Genomic DNA, 19,574 nt, shown 5'->3' on the forward strand with positions numbered 1-19,574 from the left:
AAAGTATGGAGCTATTAAGTATAATTTTCGCCTATCGCAATCGTGAAATTAGCCGGATTAAAGCCGCTATGGATTCCCTTAAAGATCAGAATAATATGGGTTTTGAGGTGATCTTTGTTAATTATGGCAGTAAGCCTGAGATATCCAGGGATTTAGAAAAATTACTCGCTGGCTACAGTTTTATAAAATACTACTATTTGGAAGTGGCTCAACAGTTATGGAATAAAAGCAGAGCCTTGAACTTCGGAATAAAAAAGACAGATAGTCCTTATATTTTTATTGCCGATGTAGATATAATCTTTAGCCCAGATTCAATTGATATTTTTCATAAACAAGCCTCCTTAGATCATTTTACTCTTTTTACGATGGGATATCTAGGAAAAAAAGATTCTATCCAGATTTCTTCTAAATTGGATTTCAAAAATTTGAATCCAGAGCGCTACGGTAAAGTAAATGGAATGATCCTGACTTCAAAAAAATCTTTTTGGGAGGTAAAGGGCTATGATGAATTTTTTCATTTTTATGGGGCAGAAGATGTAGATTTAATTTCTCGACTGGAAAATGCCGGGTATAAGTCTAATATGTTGACCGATGCCTATTTTTATCATATTTGGCATGAATCTTATCAAAAAACAGATGACAATGTGCTGAGTGTCGTTCCAAGATTGACAAACGCCTTAAGAATAAATCAACAACACTACTTTTACCATCAAAGAGAGAAAATTACAATTCCTGAAAAACAGGATTCCTGGGGTGAAGTAATAGATAAATCTTTAAGTAATTTATTAAAAACTCCTTCTAAAAAAATACTTTTAGAGAACACATTTGCCCAGGTAGACCACTTTTTCAATGAAGAACTTTACGATATAAAAAATCAAATTTTGGAAGTGACGATAAAAGAAGATCCCTATTATAACTCTGTGAAATTTAAAAGTAAAAAGCTTTTAGGAATGCAGTCACAAACCTATATCTCATTAAAAGAAATAAGCAACGTTATTTTAAAGAAAATAATCTTTGATTATAGAAGTTCGAATTATTCCTTTGAAATAACAGAAGATTTGAAGACTATAATCTTTAAAATCCAGTTATAAAGTTAGATGAGAAAAATTTACCATATATTTTTGAACCAGATAAAAAAGTTTCGCGAGTCAAAAAAATATAGACGTCAGGCAAAGAAAACGTTTGAGCTTAGAAAAGCTAAACTATCCGATTTAGATCGATGGAAACAGCCTGAAGAGTTATATATAGAATGGAATAATCGAACTGCTATTTTAGCTTCAATGATTAATCCAGGATCAAATATAATAGAATTTGGGGCTGGGAATATGGATATAAAAAATTCTCTTCCAGAGAATTGCACCTATACCCCTTCAGATATCTGTAAAAGATCTGAAGATATGTTGATTTGTGATTTAAACCACCAAATTGAATTTAATTTAGAGCCATATAATACAGCAATATTTAGTGGTGTTCTAGAATATGTCTATGATGTGGACAAGGTTTTCAGGCAAATATCCAAGTCAATTGACCATGTAGTGCTATCCTATGCCTGCAGTGATATATGCAAGAATGACCGTTTAAGAAGTGGCTGGCTTAGTGATTATGCTAAAAATGAATTAGAAATAATTTATGAAAAATATAATTATGAATTAGTTGGATACGATGAATGGAGGAATCAGTCTATTTTTAATCTAAGAAAGTTAAAAGAATAAGAAGTAATTCAATAAGATGGTATAGTGACATTGAATAAGCTAGTAGGATATTTGTGCAATAATAATTAAGGAATAAATCATAGAAAGCATTTCATATTAAAATTAATGCTAAAAATATCCAATTTCTTTATCATTGTGCTTGGTAAAATTTTATAACAATTAAATTGTAAATTATGTTCATTGTTGCTGAAGTCGGGCAAGCCCATGAAGGAAGTCTTGGATTAGCACTTTCTTATGTGGCTGCCTTAGCTGAGACTGGAGTCAATGCTGTGAAATTTCAAGTTCATATTCCTGAGGCAGAAAGCAGCCAGTTTGAACCATTCAGGGTTAAATTCAGTAAACAGGATAAATCTCGTTTTGATTACTGGAAAAGAATGGAATTTAGTCCGGAACAATGGAAGTTATTGAAAGATAGATGTGATGAGGTGGGAGTGGAATTCATGGCATCTCCATTCAGTAATGCTGCAGTGGATCTTCTGGAAAAGCTGGGAGTAAAAAGATACAAAATTGGTTCCGGTGAAGTTTCTAATTTTCTTTTACTCGAAAGAATATTTAAAACTGGAAAACCTATTATTCTTTCATCAGGTATGAGTTCGTTTGAGGAATTGGATGAAACCGTAAATTTTTTAAAGGAAAGAGATATGGAATTTTCCATTTTACAGTGTACCACGGCATATCCTACGAATCCTGAATTGTATGGATTAAACGTTATTAGGGAAATAAAAGAAAGATACAAAGTTCAGGTTGGCTTTTCTGACCATTCGGCCAAACTTGAAACTTTAGTTGCGGCAACTGCACTTGGAGCTGAGATCCTTGAATTTCATGTAGTTTTCGATCGAAAGAGCTTTGGTCCTGATGCTTCTTCTTCTATTGAAATAAGAGAAGTGAAAGATCTGATAGATTCCATTAAAAATATTGAATCATCCAGGAATAGTCCGGTAGATAAATCGAATAACAGTAATTTTTCAGATCTAAAAAAGATCTTTGAGAAATCTCTTGCTGTTAATAAGGACCTTCCAGCGGGCCACCAGCTAACCTTTGAAGATCTGGAGTCCAAGAAACCAAGCGGATATGGTATTTCAGCATCATTGTTTGAAAAGGTTACCGGTAAAATTTTAAATCGAGATATCAGTAAATGGGAATTTTTAAATTGGCAAGATATTCTGGAAGAATAGGTTTAATTTTATTTGAAAAATAGAAGAAATGCTTGAAACCGAGAATCGTGATATAAAGGAACTGAATAGTATAACACAGATTGTAAATTGTATCAAAACTGGGGTCTACGGCGAATCTCCATTAAAATTGATCCAGTTTTTTGAAAGTCTCCCAGATAATTCCAGATATAACTATATAAGAACTATAACTGTACCGTACCTATTCAATGTATTTGAAGAGAATTTATTGAGTTCAAAAGATCCGCTAGATTGGTTTTCTCAAGAAATTGATCAATTAAATGAATTTTGTAATCGATTGGTTTCAGGTAACACCTGGGAGAAATTTTTTCTGAAAAGTCAGGATAATATTACTGCAGATCCTTCAGAAGAAGTAAAGCTGCGTACTGGAAAACATTATGGAAATCTTTTCAAAGACTTTGACCATTATTCATATTTTGAAGAAGCCAAATCGCTTCTTGAGACCAGATTAAACAAAAATGATTTAAAAATCCCAGATCTGGGAAACTGCAGAGTTTTAGATCAGGGTTGTGGGGGCGGAAGGTATACAGTTGCGTGGAAATTTTTGGGAGCAAAGGAGTGTACGGGTATAGATATTTCCGAAATCAGCCTGGAGGACGCCAGGGCCAGAGTGGAGATTGCCGGAATTCCTGATGTCAACTATGATGAGGGATCTGTTCTTAAATTACCATATAAGGATAATTCCTTCGACATCGTGTTTTCAAATGGCGTATTACATCATACAGATAACTGGCAGAAAGGAGTGGAGGAGCAATTGCGAGTATTAAAGCCTGGTGGATTTGGATGGCTTTACTTAATTGAGCAACCTGGCGGTCTATTCTGGGATAAAATTGAGATTCTTAGAGCTCTAATGAAAAATGTTGATAAAGACTTTGCCAGAAGGGTCTTAAAATCCATGAACATCCCTACTAATAGAATTTTTTATATGCTTGATCATGTAATGGTACCAATTAATACAAGAATTGAGCCGGAACGGATTGAAGAAGAGCTTAAGAAGAATGGTGCAAAATCAATTAAAAGATTAAAAAGAGGCGCTGATTTTGACCGTATAGAATATATCCATAATAAAATACCTTATGCTAAGGAAAAGTTTGGATTAGGAGAAAACAGATATACTTTTATTAAAGCTTAATGATAAAACTAATCCATAACAATGCAAAGAGCATTACTCGCATTTTCAATGGAAATAAAGTAATAGGGCTTTTAACAAAAGGAATTTCTGAAACTCTTTTTGAATTGGCGGAGAAGTTTCCTAATGAAGTAATTATTTGGTGTGAAAAAGAATTTGAAGAGCATTTGAACACTGATGTTTTTTCTGAAATTTTTCATCATGATCTTATCATGGCTTCTTATGCAATAAAATCAACCTATTTACCAGAAACTATAGGCTATATTGACAATCTACCTTTTGTGAATGTTAATCACAAAGTACTATATCCTACATGGCAAATGAGTACTGATGTAGGGGGGATTAAAGGCAAGGTTTTACTTCATTTTCGAGAATTATTTGAACGAGCTAAAAATTTTGGTTTCCTATTAAATTCCATTGCAAAATTAGGTCAGCAAAATGGACTATTTTGTTATTCTGCACCAAAACTCGTCAAAAAAAGAAAATCTTCTGTCGACTCAAAATTAATGAATACCAATAGTGGTGATAAATTTATTTCTTCACCAGTGGCATTTGCTCAGCCAAAGATTAGGATAGAAGCAAAAGCATCTAGCAAGGAATTATTTTCATTCACTTTTTCACATTATAAGAACATCCGAATTCTATTACTTTTCTTTTGTTTAATAAGATATGAAGGAAGATTTCCATTAGCAGCTCTAATACTATCACTTTTTCAAAAGAAATATTTTAATAAGAATTTTGATTTGAGTGATATAGATCTATACTCTAGAAAAAATGGAAATCGACGTCCTACCGTGGATGTGATTATCCCAACTCTTGGGAGAAAAGAATATTTATTGAAGGTTTTGGAAGATCTTAAAGCACAGAGTCTGAAGCCAAGGAAAGTAATAATTGTAGAGCAGAATCCTGATCCAGTTTCAACAAGCGATTTACCTGAATTAAATTCTAATACGTGGCCTTTCTATATATTTCACTTTTTCATTAATGAAACTGGAGCCTGTAATTCCCGGAATATTGCTTTAAATGAGGTTAATGCAGATTGGGTTTTTTTTGCTGATGATGATATTAGATTTGATACTGATCTGCTAAGTAATAGCCTTGATGAATTGAAAAGACTTGGTGCAGATTGTCTTAATATTAATTGTAAGCAAAAAGGTGAAAATAGCGTTTTCCATAAAATTAAGCAATGGGGTAGTTTTGGATCGGGAACCAGTATAGTATCTAGTGAGTTTGCTAAAAATATAAACTTCGATGAGGTTTTTGAATATGGATTTGGAGAAGATAAAGACTACGGAATGAAGTTACGCAATGCTGGCTGTGATATTATTTATCATCCAAGTATTGAAATTTTACACTTAAAAGCTCCCCGAGGCGGATTCAGGGAGTCGAATTTATTACCTTGGGAGAAAGACAAACCTAAACCTTCCCCTACTATAATGGTTTATGCTATAAAACATTATACGCTGGAACAACTAAGAGGTTTTAAAACTGAGCTTTTTCTTAGATATTACTTTCGACAAAAAATAAAAAATCCTGTAGTTTATTACAAAGGGATGAAAAAAAAATGGAAGAATAGTGAATTCTGGGCAGACAAATTGAACAGCGATGAAGTGAAATTTTTAAATTCCGAAAAAGAATTATGAATTTTCTTATATCCAGTGCTCCAGATCTTAATTTAGATCCTCTTGAAAAGGAATCAGGGGAGGTGATTAACAATATGCATTTGGGTGGTTGGAGCTTTTATTCATCACAAATACAAGGTATCAAAGGTCGATCTATATTTTCTATCGTAGAAGGATATCTGAGAGATCTATCATTACAGGACGATGATATGGAAAGCAACCTGAATAGTAGTGTCCAAATTATTGAAAAATCCTGGCCGGTTCCCTCTAATGTTAGTGGCTCCTTTTCTTTGGTCACTATAAATCTTGATACGAATAAGGTTATTACCTGTACAGATCCTGTTGGGATTTATCCCTTGTATTATTTAGAAAGAAAAGGTCGTTTTTTCATTTCAAACAGTATTATTTGGTTAGGAGCTATTACGAGTGTAGATACGGATGAAACGGGGATATTTCAGAGAAGTTTTGGACCTGAATTCTGTAATTTAGGACGTAGAACTATTCTCGAAGGTTGTAACAGACTTTTACCAGGAGAATGGATAAAATTCAATTCCTCTGGAAAGGTCTTAGAAAGAAAATTTGATGATACACTTTATCAGGATATTCCGCAAAAAGAATCTAGTCCAGAACTTATTAGCAGATATTGGAACACCCTCACACAGGAGCTGGAATATTGCCTTAAAGATAAGAATAAGGTTAATTTAGCCCTGAGTGGAGGTATGGATAGTAGAATTCTTCTGGGTGCCATAAGTGCAGACAAAGAATTGAATTGTTTAAGTTATGGTGCTAATGAGAATTACGAGATAAAAATAGCTGAAAAGCTGGCAAGGATCAAAGGTGCAGAATTTAACAATTATCATCAACCTGATCTTAACTTTCCATCAGTCGAGACATTAAAAGAATATACTTTAAAAACAGAGGGTGTTCATCTATGTTCCTGGCTGGAGATTCTTGAAAATGTATCTGGAAATAACGAGGTTCTGCTTATCGGAGATATATCGACCGCAGCGACAGGAAGAACTATAAAAAAATTCAATTCAAAAGCTTACCAGAAAAAGAATTTCATAAATCATACCCTGCTTAATAAAGAATACGAATTTGAAATAAATACTCCTGATTCTTTTAAAGAATGGAAAGACAAGATTACATGGAAGTTCATTCGCTACTATAATCAGAAGAATATTGATAATTTAGAGCTGAAAATAAATGTTGATGAATTACGAGAGAAATTATCTAAAGATTTATCACTCTTATTTAAGCGAATCGAATCCCATAAACTTCCATATATAGAATTAGTAGACGAACTTTTTACATGGTATACCCATACAAGGTTTCCTATGGGGAAACAAGTATTGTTGAACAGATCGAAATTCTCTTCATACTGTCCCTCTCTATCTGTCCAGGTTATGCGATTTACAAGTAATATTCCGCCTCAGGAAAGATTGAATCTGGGATTTGTTAATAATCTGTTTAAAAACATAGAAGACCTGAAAAAACTAAGCAGAGTGCCTACGAGTCAGGTACCACTTATTCCATTGAATGCTCCTCATTTACTTAGGATCCCGGTTTGGGGATTTAGGAAAATTATGGATGATTATTTCATAAAAAAACTAGTGAAAGAAAAGAATGCAAATGCAAGGTACCGATTGTTTAATTCGAATAACTGGGTAGAAGCATACCAGCGAGATGACCTAAATAAAGTTTTGAATGACTATTTTGAATTTAGTTATTTAGGTAAGAATTATGTTAATGCAATTAAGACGCAGGCTCAGAAGAGGAAATCTTTGGAGTTCTGGCCTTTTGCTAATATGAATATTATGAATGCCGCAGCTTTGAATACCGATCTTTTTTTCATTAATAAAATGAGAAGTGCCAATGAACTTTAGTGTTATTATATGCACATTTCAGAGACCCGCTGCCATGGATCGATTGATGAGATCGATAACAGGTCAAAGTCTTTATCCAGATGAGATTTTAGTGGTAGATGGATCGAAAGATGATGACACTAAGATTTTATTTCAATCTGAGTCATTTCTTAATCTAAAATATTTTCATGTTGAACCTAAGGATAGAGGTCTCACCAAACAGAGAAACTTTGGCATTTCAAAAGCAAAAAAGGATATTATATGTTTTCTTGACGATGATGTAGTCCTGGAACTTGAATACTTTAAAAATTTAATAGAAAGTTACGAGGAATTCAGAAATACAATTGGAGTAGGAGGTTATATTACAAATCAGGTAAATTGGAAGGAAACAAAAAGAAAGCCCACATTCAGAGAATTTAAATTTGATGGATGGATAAGAGACATGGGTAGTAGATATTCTTTCAGAAAAATATTTGGTTTATTAAGTGATCGTCCACCTGGGTTTATGCCTAGTTTTTCGAATGGATATCCAATAAGTTTTTTACCTCCTTCAGGGAGAACTTATCCCGTAGAATTTTTCATGGGGGGCGTTGCTTCCTATAAAAGAGAGGTATTTGAGAAGTTGAAATTTTCAGAATATTTCGAGGGTTATGGGCTTTATGAAGATATGGACTTCTGTCTGCGTGTTTCAGAATTGGGACAGCTTTATGTAAATACTAATGCTAAATTACAGCATCTTCATGACGAGAACGCCCGACCCAATAAATATCACTATGGAAAAATGGTTATAAGAAATGGATGGTATGTGTGGAGAGTGAAATTCCCTAAGCCTTCCATGCAAGCCAGATTTAAGTGGCATAGTGTAGCTTTTTTGTTACTTTTAGTGAGAGTGAGTAATGTTTTAAATACCTCACAAAGTGAAGAGGCATTTTTTGAAAGTCTTGGTCGAATAACAGGCTGGATAAGTCTTTTCTTTAAAACTCCTGAATGAAAATGGAAGAGGAGAAGCGAAAAGAAATAAATGAAAAACAACGGGAGTTTTATAATACTAAAAATAAAAATCTACCTACTCGAATCTGGTCTTATTTCAGAAATGGTTCTCTCAATCGTATAAAAAAGGAAACCGGTGTAGAACAGGATATCTATAATTTACATAAAGATTGGTTTGGAGATTTAAGGATTAAAAAAGTTTTAGATCTTGGTTGTTATGCTGGTAACTCCCTAAGCATTTACCTGGCTGAAAACTCTGGCGAATATATTGGAATTGACCTTAGTGATAAGGGTATAGAGAGATTACAAAAGCGTATAGAGAAATTCTCCACGGCTCGAGCCGTAGCTGTAGACTTTCTTTCTGATGATTTCCAGGATAGGGATTTTGATCTTATATATGCATATGGGGTATTGCATCATTTTCAGGATCTTGATGAATTAATAACGAAACTGGATGAGAAACTTTCAGATGGAGGAATTATAGTTAGTCATGATCCGCTTAAAACGAGCTGGCCTATTAAGATAATAAGAGGGATTTATCGTCCATTTCAGAGTGATAAAGCCTGGGAATGGCCCTTTTCTAAAAAATCTTTTTATAAACTCAAGCAAGCATTTAATATCCTTGACAAAAGGGCTGTTTTAGGTAAAGCGAAATGGAGCGCAATTTTTGGGCTTTTACCTATATCTTCTGAAAGAAAACTTACTAAGGCAAAAGCCTGGCATGAGTACGATTGGAAGCGATCGGCAATTTCAGATAATTATATATTCAATTGTATGCACGTAAGTTTATTAATGCAAAAAAGGAAAAAGGTTTAAAATGCGGTTTGCGATCTTTACCCATGTAATTCATACTAAATATAATAATTCTTACTACGCATATAGTCCGTATATAAGAGAAATGAATTTGTGGATTAATAACGCTGAAATTGTTGAGGTGCTTGCTCCTTTAATTAAGAATCAAACTCCTCATAAAAGTTTAAGATATATTCATCCTGATCTTAAATTTAATGCATTACCTGTTCTGAGTTTATTAAGTTTCCTGTCTGCTTTGCAAACTCTTATTTTTTTACCTGTCGTTTTTTTTAAGATCTTATCAGCTATGTCACGTGCAGATCATTTGCATATCAGATGTCCCGGAAATATTGGATTAATAGCCTGTATAGCCCAGATCTTTTTTCCACAAAAAAATAAAACTGCTAAGTATGCTGGTAACTGGGATCGGAATTCTAAACAGCCCTGGAGTTATAATTTACAAAAATGGATATTGAAGAATGAACATCTTAGCAAGAATATGAATGTTCTTGTTTATGGAAAATGGGAAAATGAAAGCAGGAATATTCAATCCTTTTATACAGCTAGCTTTTCTGAAAAAGAGAAAACACAAATTGAGAAAGAATTCACTGCTCCTTACCGATTTATTTACGTTGGTAATCTGGTTAAAGGAAAAGGAGTATTAAAGGCAATAGATTTTGTTGTGAAACTCAAAAAGCTAGGTTACAATTGTACTTTGAAGATATATGGAGGTGGAATATTGGAAGAAAGTGTAAAGGAGTATATATTAAAGAATAACTTATCTGAAACCGTAGTAGTCATGGGGCGGAAAACTCTCGATGAACTTCAAGAAGCATATAAGAAAGCTCATTTTATCATTCTACTGTCAAAGAGCGAAGGTTGGCCTAAAGCGCTTGCTGAAGGAATGTGGTATGGAGCTATTTCTATATCAACAAGAGTAAGTTGTGTGCCTTGGATGTTAGGAGATGGAGAAAGAGGATTATTAGTTGATAATGAAGAAAGTAATACTGATTTAGGAATCAAAAAAATGAAGTATCTTCTAGATCGACCAGAAATACTTGAAGAAATGTCCAGACAATCTATTTTATGGGCGCAGGAATTTTCTTTGGAAGGATTTGATCAGGATATTAAGAGTTTTCTATGAGAGTACTGCAGGTAATTGATACGCTTAGACCTGGCGGGGCAGAAAATATGGCTGTGAATATAGCTAATTTACTGGTAGGTCAGATAGAGGCTTCACATCTGTGTTGCACCAGAACTTCTGGTGTCCTGCAGGAGCGATTGAAACCGAATGTTGGCTTTCTATGTTTAGGAAAACGACACAGTTTAGATCTTAAGGCATTAAAGCATTTAAGTGCTTTTGTTAGAAAAAATCAGATTGATATAGTGCATGCGCATAGTACTTCTTTCTTTTTTGCAACTTTAGTGAAATTCATACATCCCAAGGTCAAGCTGGTTTGGCATGATCATTTTGGGGAAAGCGAAAATCTTCATAAACGTCATAATCCGGTATTAAAAGTTTTTTCAAGATATTTTTCTGGAATTCTGGTTGTTAATCATAGTCTTGAAAAATGGGTTCACAAAAATCTCGGAGGTAATAATATAAAACAACTTAAGAATTTTGTTGTTTTTCAGTCAAGATATGGGAATGAGAATAATTTTGAATTTAAGGGAGAGAAAAAGAGTTTTAAAATAATCTGTGTAGCCAATTTAAGACTTCAAAAAAATCATCTGGTTTTAATAGAGGCCCTAGAGAAGCTTGATAATCCGAATATCAGTCTTCATCTTTTTGGTGAGAATCCAAAATCTAGCTATTCAAGCCAGGTTTTAGAGAGGATAAAAAACTCGAAAGCCACAAAACATATTTTTTATTACGGAGCCCGGAAAGATATAAGTTCGATAATGCCCAAAGCTCAAATAGGCATTTTAGCTTCCCGATCGGAAGGATTGCCACTTGTAATACTCGAGTATGCACTTTCTGGAATACCGGTGATCTGTACTAAAGTGGGGCAGAATGAGGAAGTTGTTGGGGATTTTGGTAAACTTGTATTACCTAATAATTCAGATGCTTTAGTAGAGGCTATCCAAGATTATTATTTAGCCGAGGAAAAAAGGATTCGGGATGCAAATAATCTAAAGTTTAAAATTGAAAAAGAATATAATCCTGAACATATACGTAATGACCTTCTTCAATTCTATAATAGCCTGATAAATTGAATAAAGCGTTAAATAAAAAGTCTTATATAAATTTGCTGTTACTGCACGCAGCGATCGCTTTTGCGATATTCCTATTCAGGCCGGCAGCTACTTTTTATTCCCTTGCCGTTATTGGTTATTTTCTTTTCATAGTTATTCAAAATCAAAATAGAAATAATGAAGCTCTGATGGCTGCAGCCTATATAGCCGGGGCAGAGGTGTTCTGGCGGATGACAGATGCTTTAATTTTTTATGAAACGGGAAAGTATGCGGTTATTTTATTCCTTTTAATTGGTCTATTTTTTAAAGGAACTTCTTCTAAAGCTGTGCCCTTCTGGACATATCTTTTGATCCTTGTGCCAGGAATCATAATAGGATCTATGACTATTGGCTACGATACAAATTTCAGAAAGGCTGTAGCATTTAATCTAAGCGGTCCAGTATGCCTTGGAATTTCAGCCCTATACTGCTATTATAAGAAAATAAAAAAAACAGATTTTGAAAAAGTCATAGTGATGCTATTGCTACCCCTGTTATCACAGATGCTTTATCTATTTCTATATACACCCAGCCTTAGGGAAGGTATTATAAGCCTTTCTGGAAATTATGCAGCTACTGGTGGATATGGCCCTAACCAGATTTCTACAGTTTTTGGTCTGGGAGCTTTTCTTTTAGTAACCCGATTATTCACGGTGAAAGATAAACTGATCAATATTATAGACTTAGTATTACTAGGTTTAATAGGATACCGTGCTATAATTACATTCTCAAGAGGAGGAGTTTTTACCGGAATATTATGTGTTGTTCTATTTATTATTTTCTTCTACTATAAACAAGACCTAAAGTCGCAGGCAAATATTAACAAGAAAATCTTTATCGTAATATCTTCATTTATTATTATATGGCTGGTCTCTTCTATTCAAACATTTGGTTTGATCGGAAACCGTTATACTAACAGGGATGCAGCCGGACAATTAAAAGATGATATTACTACCGGAAGGGTAGAGTTGATCGTAACTGAATTACATGCGTTTTATAAGCATCCGGTAATAGGTATTGGGGTTGGAAAAGGGTATGAGTATAGAGAGGAAAATTTGGGGATTGAAATTGCTTCCCATAATGAAATAAGCCGTTTGTTGTCCGAGCATGGATTATTGGGAATATTTGCATTATGTATTCTTATATTTGTTCCCATAGTTTTCTGGTTTAAATTTCAGAATAATTATTTTTTTCTGGCGTTTGTGGCCTTCTGGTTTTTGACTATTAATCATTCTGCAATGCGCATCGCCTTACCTGCATTTATTTATGGACTTGCATTATTATATATAGTAGATGAAAAAAAGAATCCTGTACATAGGAAACGACTTGCAGGTCAATAGTTTTACGGTTACTTATATTTCCTTTTTTAGCAAGATGCTAAGGAAAGAGGGTTATAAAGTTAAAACTGCCTCTACGAGGAGTAATAAGGCTTTGCGTCTGGCAGAGATGCTGGGACTTATAGCGAAGCATAAGGATACCACAGATATTGTCTTAATCGATACCTACGGGGCAATGAACTTTTATTATGCCTATCTAGTCGGAAAGACTTGCGAACTTTTCAATCTTGAATATATACCAATTCTGCATGGAGGAAATTTACCAGAGAGGCTTGAAAATTCAAAAAAGCTGAGTCAGAGTCTTTTCGGGAATTCAAAGGTAAATATTGCTCCCTCGAAATTTCTTCATGACATTTTTCAGGATCATGGTTTTAAAAATACCCAGATCATACCTAACGCCATTAAATCTGAGAACTATCCCTTTAAACTTAGGAAGGAGTTTCGCCCAAAGCTCCTATGGGTAAGGCGTTTTCAAAAAAGGTATAATCCTTTTATGGCAATTAAGGTCTTACGTTTGCTAAAGGAAAAATATCCTTCTGCCAGTTTATGTATGGTTGGGCCGGAGAAGGACGGTAGTATGGCTAGTTGCAAAAAGTTTGCAAAAAAATATGATCTGGATGTGCGTTTTACTGGTAAGCTAAGAAAAAAGCACTGGGCAGAACTATCCAGGAATTATGATTTTTTTATCAATACTACTACTGTTGATAATACGCCTATAAGTGTCATAGAAGCGATGAGTCTGGGGCTGGCTATAGTTAGTACCGATGTTGGAGGCATGCCTGTTCTTATAGAAGATGGCCAGGACGGGATTCTGGTTCGGGAAGAGGATGATAAAATGATGGCTGAGGAGTTAATCGAAATCATTGAAAATCCTGAGAGGGGTGAAAAAATATGTTTAAATGCCAGAAATAAAGTTGAAAAATTTGACTGGGATATAGTGAAGGAAAAATGGAATGGAGTTCTTAACTAATGGAAAAAATTCTCTATATAGGAAATAAGCTTGAAAAGCACGGACAGTCACCAACTTCTGCAGATATATTGCCAGAGTTATTTAGAATAGAGGGATTAGATGTATTAGTTTTTTCAGCAAAGAAAAATAAGGTTTTACGATTCCTGGATATTACAAGTCATATTTTAAAACATGCGCCTTCATCTAAATTTGTGCTAATTGATACTTATAGTACTTTAAATTTTTGGATAGCGGTCTGGTCTGGATTTTTATGCTTTCTATTAAGATTAAATTATGTAACTATCCTAAGGGGAGGAAATTTAAGTTATCGATTAAGAAATAATAAGAACACATCAAAATTCCTTTTCTCAAATAGTTATAAAAATATCATTCCTTCTAAATTCTTGTATGAACAGTTTCATACCCATGGCATCCCGAATTTGGAATATATTCCTAATAATATTGATATAAATAAGTATCCATTTCTAAAAAGATTAAGTCCAACTCCCAAACTTCTTTGGGTACGGGCTTTCGCCGAAATCTATAATCCTAAAATGGCAATCCTGGTATTAGAGAGAGTGCTAAAAAATTATCCAGAGGCAGAACTATGTATGGTGGGGCCGGAAAAAGATGGAAGCCTGAAAGCCGCTAAGAAACTGGCACAAGAAAAGGGATTGCCGGTAAGCTTTACGGGAAAACTAGATAAGAAGGACTGGATAAAATTATCTAAGGAATATGATATTTTTGTAAATACAACCAATATAGACAATACGCCTGTTACCGTCATGGAAGCCCTGGCCCTGGGGCTTCCCGTGGTTTCTACAAATGTTGGTGGCTTACCTTATCTTATTAAAAATAATATAACCGGAATTCTGGTAGAGCCGGCTAATATTTTGGCTATGGCTTCTGGGATCGAAAGATTAATTGAGGACAGACGATTGGCTGAAAATTTAAGCTATAATGGTCGTAAATATGTAGAGAAATTTGACTGGAAAAAGGTTAAAGCTCTCTGGATGGAATTGCTACGCTAAAAATTCTATATATTTAACCCGACAGAAAACCTACTATAATGTCTCAGAAACCCCTTTTTCATTTCGAGATTTCTGAACGCAAAATCCTTTTGAGGATTTTTGACATTATTGCTGTTCTTCTCACTTTATCGGTGGTTGGAATCATCTTTAAATTTGATTATTTCCGTATAAATGCTGATAATTGGAGCTGGACCATTGTATTTATAATTTACCTAAATCTTTTCGGTAATATTTTTGAGCTATATGATCTTCAGAAAGCAGATCAGTTTGATAGTGTCCTGAAGAATGTCCTTTTAACAACCAGTTTAACGGTGTTATTTTACATGCTAACACCTTTTCTAACACCAAGTTTACCGGAAAATCGTCTACAAATTCTCTTTTTCTTTCTTTCAGTTGCCGTGTCTTTATTAATATGGCGTTTTTTATACATAAGCTTGATTTCATCTCCAAGATTTTATAAACGTGTGTTAGTAGTAGGGGATTCCTTTGATATAAAACTGATCGCTGAGTCTTTACAAAAGTCAGATCCAAATTATTTTGTGGTTGGTTATATCAATACAGATTTGAAAATTAAAACGGAACTGGACCGTGATGATCTAATTCAATTTGAAGTTGATGAGTTACAGCAAGCGATCAAGCAAAATCATATTAATGAAATTGTAGTTGCCAGTGCTTACCAAAAAGGTTTAATGTTTACTTTGTATCATCAACTAAGTGAGTTGCTAAAAAAGGGTTTTCCTATAAGAGATTATACACAGGTCTATGAAGAGGTAACAAGAAGAATCCCTGTTCAGAATGTAGATAAAGATTTCTATAAGTATTTCCCTTTTAGTCGAAGTAATCAGAATAAATTTTATATTCTTATTTTCAGAGTTTTCGATGTTTTGGTTTCAGTTATCGGGATCATTTTTGGAGTTTTAATTAGTCCGTTTATTCTTATTGGAAATCTTATAGCCAATCGTGGTAAATTATTTTATCAACAGGAAAGGGTAGGAAAAAATGGGAAAGTATTCAAGATTGTGAAGTTGAGAACAATGAATAAAGATGCTGAAGCTGCTGGACCTCAATATGCTCAGAAGAATGATTATAGGATCACTAAATTTGGCAGATTTTTGCGTAGAGCTAGGATAGATGAGATTCCTCAATTTTATAATGTATTGAAGGGTGAAATGAGTCTTATAGGGCCAAGACCTGAAAGGCCTATTTTTGTTAAGGATTTGTCTAGTTTAATTCCGTTTTACGAAACCAGACATATTATAAAACCTGGTTTAACTGGCTGGGCTCAAGTTATGGCCAATTATGGTGATTGTTACGACGACAGCCTGGAAAAATTACAGTACGATCTTTATTATATTAAACACCGCGGAATTTTTCTTGATCTTAGTATTCTTTTGAAAACCTTGAGCACAGTTATCTTTTTTAGAGGGCAGTGATGTGTTCAACTATAAATCAGGGTCTGTTTTTTCTATATTTCACGACTGAGAAAAGGAAGATAAATAGTGCTAGAAATTGTGCTATTCTTGGTAAGAAATCGCCATATCTAACATAGAAGGTTTTTTCAGTATTTATTCCAATTTTTCCTGAAATAACTCCTCTTTCATTATATCTTAATTCTTTAACAATATCGCCACGAGCATTAATAATCGCTGAAATGCCAGTGTTTGCACTTCTTGCTACATACCTGCGATTTTCAACAGCTCTCAACTTTGCATAACTAAGATGTTGTTTATGTCCCTGCGTGTCTCCCCACCAGGCATCATTTGTAATAATGCTTAAAAAATTTGCCCCGTTTTCTATATAACCCGTTACATAATCTCCGTAAACCGATTCATAACAAATAATTGGTGCAGTGTTCACACTATCTTTCAAATTAAAAACTTCACGATCTTCCTGAGTGGTTTTCATGGCAACTGTTCCACCAAGATCTATCATGACATCACCTAAAATCGGTTTAAGGATATTTTGATAAGGGAAATTTTCAACTCCCACTACTAGCTTAGATTTATGATAAAGTTGCGTGCTGTCAGACCGAGAATTAGCAAGAAAGGCTGAATTATAATCATCATACCAATCCATGGGCCCGATTTGATTCGTTTGTTTCCTAACTTTATCTGGATCATTAAATCTTTCAAACATACTTACGCCACCAAGAAAGCTTACTTCAGGCTTTAACCGACTAATTTGCCTGGAAAAATAAACTGCTTCTGAATTTTCAAAATTAGAAAGCCTCGTGCCATCAGCAAATACAGTTTCCGGAGCAATTATCAAATCGGTTGAATCTGAAATCGCTTCTCTACTAAGCCCTAATAAAAGCTTGCCGATCTTTGTATCATTGGTATTGTATTTCTCTGTATACGGATTGATATTTGGCTGAAGGATCAGTACTTCCAGGTTTTTTTCAGGTTCTTCGTATGTATAATAAAGTCCCAGAGATAGACCAATAGGAAGAATAATTAGCAAACTGGTTTTTAAAATGGTTCTGTAAATAATTCCTTTTTCCTTGAATTGTAGATACTGAAGTATGCCTTTAAAAAACGCAATGTTCGCTAACCAAATCCATAATGTTCCACCGAAGGTACCCGTAAATTCATACCATTGAACCCAGCTTATATATTCAGAAAAAACATTCCCCAGGTTTAACCAGGGCCAGGAGAAATCCCAGTTAAGGTGAATTTTTTCAAATACCATCCAGATGCTAACTAAAAATGCAGAAGCCGCGCTAAAACCTGTCCGTTTAGCAACAATATGATATAATAAAAATACGATCGACATCAGGAGGGAATTGGCTAACACAGCAAATACTCCTCCAAAGAGTGTAGAATACGAAACCCAATAAGTGGTAATGAGATTCCATATAAAGAAACTTAAATATGCATGTCCGAAAACTTTCAATTTCATCCAGCTCTTTGAATAATTCCTTATTCGAAATTCGGCGAGCAGTAATGGTATGAAAGCGAAAAAGATAAATATCGGGAAGCCGTAAGTAGGCCAAGAGATGCCTAATAATAATCCACTTAAAGTAGCGTAAATAAAGTTCTTCATTAAAATTAAGTCTGTTCAAAAATAGGAAACTTAACTGTTAACTCAGCCAGGAATACAATTTCAGTATGTATAAAGGCTTACAATAACATTATTTTTGGATGATTTTGAATACAAAATAGTAGTTTAGTGTTCTCTAACTAAAACCAATCAATGGGAATTAAACGACATATCCCTAATTTAATTACTCTTCTGAATCTATTCAGTGGAAGTGTTGCCGTGATTTTTGCGGTAAAGGGAAATCTAGTATTAGCTGCAATTTTTGTAGCCGCCGGAATATTTTTCGATTTTTTTGATGGACTGGCAGCACGAGTTCTGGATGTTAAAAGTGAAGTCGGCCTTCAATTAGACTCTCTGGCAGATGTTGTAACCAGCGGAGTTGTTCCTGGTATAGTGATGTATCAATTACTTACGAAGGCACTTCCAGCGAGTGGAGGTTTAGGTTCAGATTGGAATTCTTCTGTATTCGATATTCAGTTAAAACCTTTTGCTCTCATAGGAATTTTAATAATTCTGGCATCAGCTTATAGATTGGCAAAATTCAATGTGGACGAACGTCAGACCGATTCTTTTATTGGTTTACCTACACCGGCAAATGCTTTGCTGATTCTTAGCTTGCCATTAATTCTAACATATCAGCCAGGTCCTTTTATTTCCGAACTTTTATTGAATGAATGGTTTCTCGTAGGGCTTACGTTAGTTAGCTGCTATTTGCTGAATGCGGAATTGCCTTTATTCGCATTGAAATTTTCAGACTGGGGATTCAAAGAAAATAAGCTTCGTTATTTCTTTATTATCAGCTGTATCGTATTGATAATCTTTCTAAAATTTATCGCAATACCAGTGATATTGCTATTATACGTACTACTATCTGTAATTTCGAATCGGAGTGAAGCGGTTTAACTAAAAAGCTTTTTCTTTCTTAGCTCAAAGTTCTGACCCAAATACACTTTTCTAACCATTTCATCTTCGGCTAGCTCTTCAGGGATTCCGTGCTTTAAAATACTACCTTCAAACATAAGGTAAGTTCTATCAGTAATAGCAAGTGTTTCCTGTACGTTGTGATCGGTGATAAGGATTCCGATGTTTTTATCTTTTAATTGCGCTACAATTCGTTGTATATCTTCCACAGCCACTGGGTCAACACCGGCAAAAGGTTCGTCTAAAAGAATAAAATTGGGATCTGTAGCCAAAGCTCTGGCAATCTCCGTTCTTCGTCGTTCTCCACCACTAAGTAGATCTCCACGGTTTTTTCGAATATGACCCAAACCAAATTCTTCGATGAGGGATTCCATTTTCATTACTCTTTCTTTTTTAGAAAGATCTGTAAGCTCGAGAACGCTCATGATATTATCCTCAATACTTAATTTTCTGAAAACAGAAGCCTCCTGCGCTAGATATCCAATTCCGTATTGGGCTCTCTTATACATTGGGAATTTGGTGATATTCTGTTTATCAAGAATAATATCACCGCTGTTAGGTTTTATTAAACCTACGATCATATAGAAAGACGTGGTTTTACCAGCTCCATTTGGCCCTAGCAATCCCACGATCTCTCCTTGATTTACTTCTACTGAAATGCCTTTAACAACATCTCTGCCTTTGTATGTTTTTATAAGTTTTTCAGCACGTAATTTCATAATCTATTTTTGTATTTCTGGTTCAGCAGAAATTATACCG

17 protein-coding genes are annotated in these 19,574 nt (G+C 34.4%); 15 read left to right on the forward strand and 2 right to left on the reverse strand.

Going from position 1 to position 19,574, the window contains the following annotated elements; genetic code table 11:
* Positions 1 to 5 precede the first annotated feature (5 nt).
* The 14 genes from RE431_RS03610 to RE431_RS03675 all read left to right on the forward strand — a co-directional run bounded on the left by RE431_RS03610 (position 6) and on the right by RE431_RS03675 (position 16,288).
* Positions 6 to 1,091: a glycosyltransferase family 2 protein gene (locus tag RE431_RS03610; RefSeq protein ID WP_309560585.1), complete on the forward strand. Its 1,086-nt coding sequence runs from the start codon at positions 6 to 8 to the stop codon at positions 1,089 to 1,091.
* A 6-nt stretch (positions 1,092 to 1,097) separates the two neighbouring features.
* Positions 1,098 to 1,712 (forward strand): class I SAM-dependent methyltransferase, encoded by a 615-nt coding sequence (locus tag RE431_RS03615; RefSeq protein WP_309560586.1) that lies wholly within the window; start codon positions 1,098 to 1,100, stop codon positions 1,710 to 1,712.
* A gap of 173 nt (positions 1,713 to 1,885) precedes the next feature.
* Positions 1,886 to 2,887 (forward strand): N-acetylneuraminate synthase family protein, encoded by a 1,002-nt coding sequence (locus tag RE431_RS03620; protein ID WP_309560587.1) that lies wholly within the window; start codon positions 1,886 to 1,888, stop codon positions 2,885 to 2,887.
* Positions 2,888 to 2,915: 28 nt separating this feature from the next.
* Positions 2,916 to 4,037 carry a class I SAM-dependent methyltransferase gene (locus RE431_RS03625; RefSeq protein WP_309560588.1) on the forward strand — a complete coding sequence of 374 codons (1,122 nt, stop codon included), beginning with the start codon at positions 2,916 to 2,918 and terminating at the stop codon, positions 4,035 to 4,037.
* A complete protein-coding gene (locus RE431_RS03630) occupies positions 4,037 to 5,677 on the forward strand; it encodes a glycosyltransferase family 2 protein (RefSeq protein WP_309560589.1) in 1,641 nt (546 codons plus the stop codon). Before RE431_RS03625 ends, RE431_RS03630 begins: the two co-directional genes overlap by 1 nt.
* Positions 5,674 to 7,542, forward strand: a complete 1,869-nt coding sequence (locus RE431_RS03635; RefSeq protein WP_309560590.1) for an asparagine synthetase B family protein — start codon at positions 5,674 to 5,676, stop codon at positions 7,540 to 7,542. Before RE431_RS03630 ends, RE431_RS03635 begins: the two co-directional genes overlap by 4 nt.
* Entirely contained in the window at positions 7,532 to 8,512 is a 981-nt protein-coding gene (locus RE431_RS03640; protein ID WP_309560591.1) for a glycosyltransferase family 2 protein, read from the forward strand. The genes RE431_RS03635 and RE431_RS03640 overlap by 11 nt, the downstream gene beginning before the upstream one ends.
* Positions 8,509 to 9,327 carry a class I SAM-dependent methyltransferase gene (locus tag RE431_RS03645; RefSeq protein WP_309560592.1) on the forward strand — a complete coding sequence of 273 codons (819 nt, stop codon included), beginning with the start codon at positions 8,509 to 8,511 and terminating at the stop codon, positions 9,325 to 9,327. The genes RE431_RS03640 and RE431_RS03645 overlap by 4 nt, the downstream gene beginning before the upstream one ends.
* Positions 9,328 to 9,409: 82 nt before the next feature.
* Positions 9,410 to 10,447, forward strand: a complete 1,038-nt coding sequence (locus RE431_RS03650) for a glycosyltransferase family 4 protein (RefSeq protein ID WP_309560593.1) — start codon at positions 9,410 to 9,412, stop codon at positions 10,445 to 10,447.
* A complete protein-coding gene (locus tag RE431_RS03655) occupies positions 10,444 to 11,520 on the forward strand; it encodes a glycosyltransferase (RefSeq protein WP_309560594.1) in 1,077 nt (358 codons plus the stop codon). The genes RE431_RS03650 and RE431_RS03655 overlap by 4 nt, the downstream gene beginning before the upstream one ends.
* Before the next feature lie 32 nt (positions 11,521 to 11,552).
* Complete coding sequence (locus RE431_RS03660) at positions 11,553 to 12,878, forward strand: O-antigen ligase family protein (RefSeq protein WP_309560595.1); 1,326 nt, start codon at positions 11,553 to 11,555, stop codon at positions 12,876 to 12,878.
* Entirely contained in the window at positions 12,832 to 13,845 is a 1,014-nt protein-coding gene (locus tag RE431_RS03665; RefSeq protein ID WP_309560596.1) for a glycosyltransferase family 4 protein, read from the forward strand. The genes RE431_RS03660 and RE431_RS03665 overlap by 47 nt, the downstream gene beginning before the upstream one ends.
* Positions 13,845 to 14,855, forward strand: a complete 1,011-nt coding sequence (locus tag RE431_RS03670; protein WP_309560597.1) for a glycosyltransferase family 4 protein — start codon at positions 13,845 to 13,847, stop codon at positions 14,853 to 14,855. Before RE431_RS03665 ends, RE431_RS03670 begins: the two co-directional genes overlap by 1 nt.
* Before the next feature lie 38 nt (positions 14,856 to 14,893).
* Positions 14,894 to 16,288 (forward strand): sugar transferase, encoded by a 1,395-nt coding sequence (locus RE431_RS03675; protein ID WP_309560598.1) that lies wholly within the window; start codon positions 14,894 to 14,896, stop codon positions 16,286 to 16,288.
* Between the two features lie 16 nt (positions 16,289 to 16,304).
* On the opposite strand, the gene lnt is transcribed toward RE431_RS03675, so the two are convergent.
* Complete coding sequence (gene lnt, locus RE431_RS03680; RefSeq protein ID WP_309560599.1) at positions 16,305 to 17,897, reverse strand: apolipoprotein N-acyltransferase; 1,593 nt, start codon at positions 17,895 to 17,897, stop codon at positions 16,305 to 16,307.
* Positions 17,898 to 18,047: 150 nt separating this feature from the next.
* Here lnt and RE431_RS03685 point away from each other — a divergent pair, with 150 nt between their 5' ends.
* A complete protein-coding gene (locus tag RE431_RS03685; RefSeq protein ID WP_309560600.1) occupies positions 18,048 to 18,797 on the forward strand; it encodes a CDP-alcohol phosphatidyltransferase family protein in 750 nt (249 codons plus the stop codon).
* On the opposite strand, the gene lptB is transcribed toward RE431_RS03685, so the two are convergent.
* A complete protein-coding gene (lptB, locus tag RE431_RS03690; protein WP_309560601.1) occupies positions 18,794 to 19,534 on the reverse strand; it encodes an LPS export ABC transporter ATP-binding protein in 741 nt (246 codons plus the stop codon). The genes RE431_RS03685 and lptB overlap by 4 nt on opposite strands.
* Positions 19,535 to 19,574: the final 40 nt, after the last annotated feature.

The organism is Christiangramia sediminicola (assembly GCF_031344135.1).
GTDB classification, from domain to species: domain Bacteria; phylum Bacteroidota; class Bacteroidia; order Flavobacteriales; family Flavobacteriaceae; genus Christiangramia; species Christiangramia sediminicola.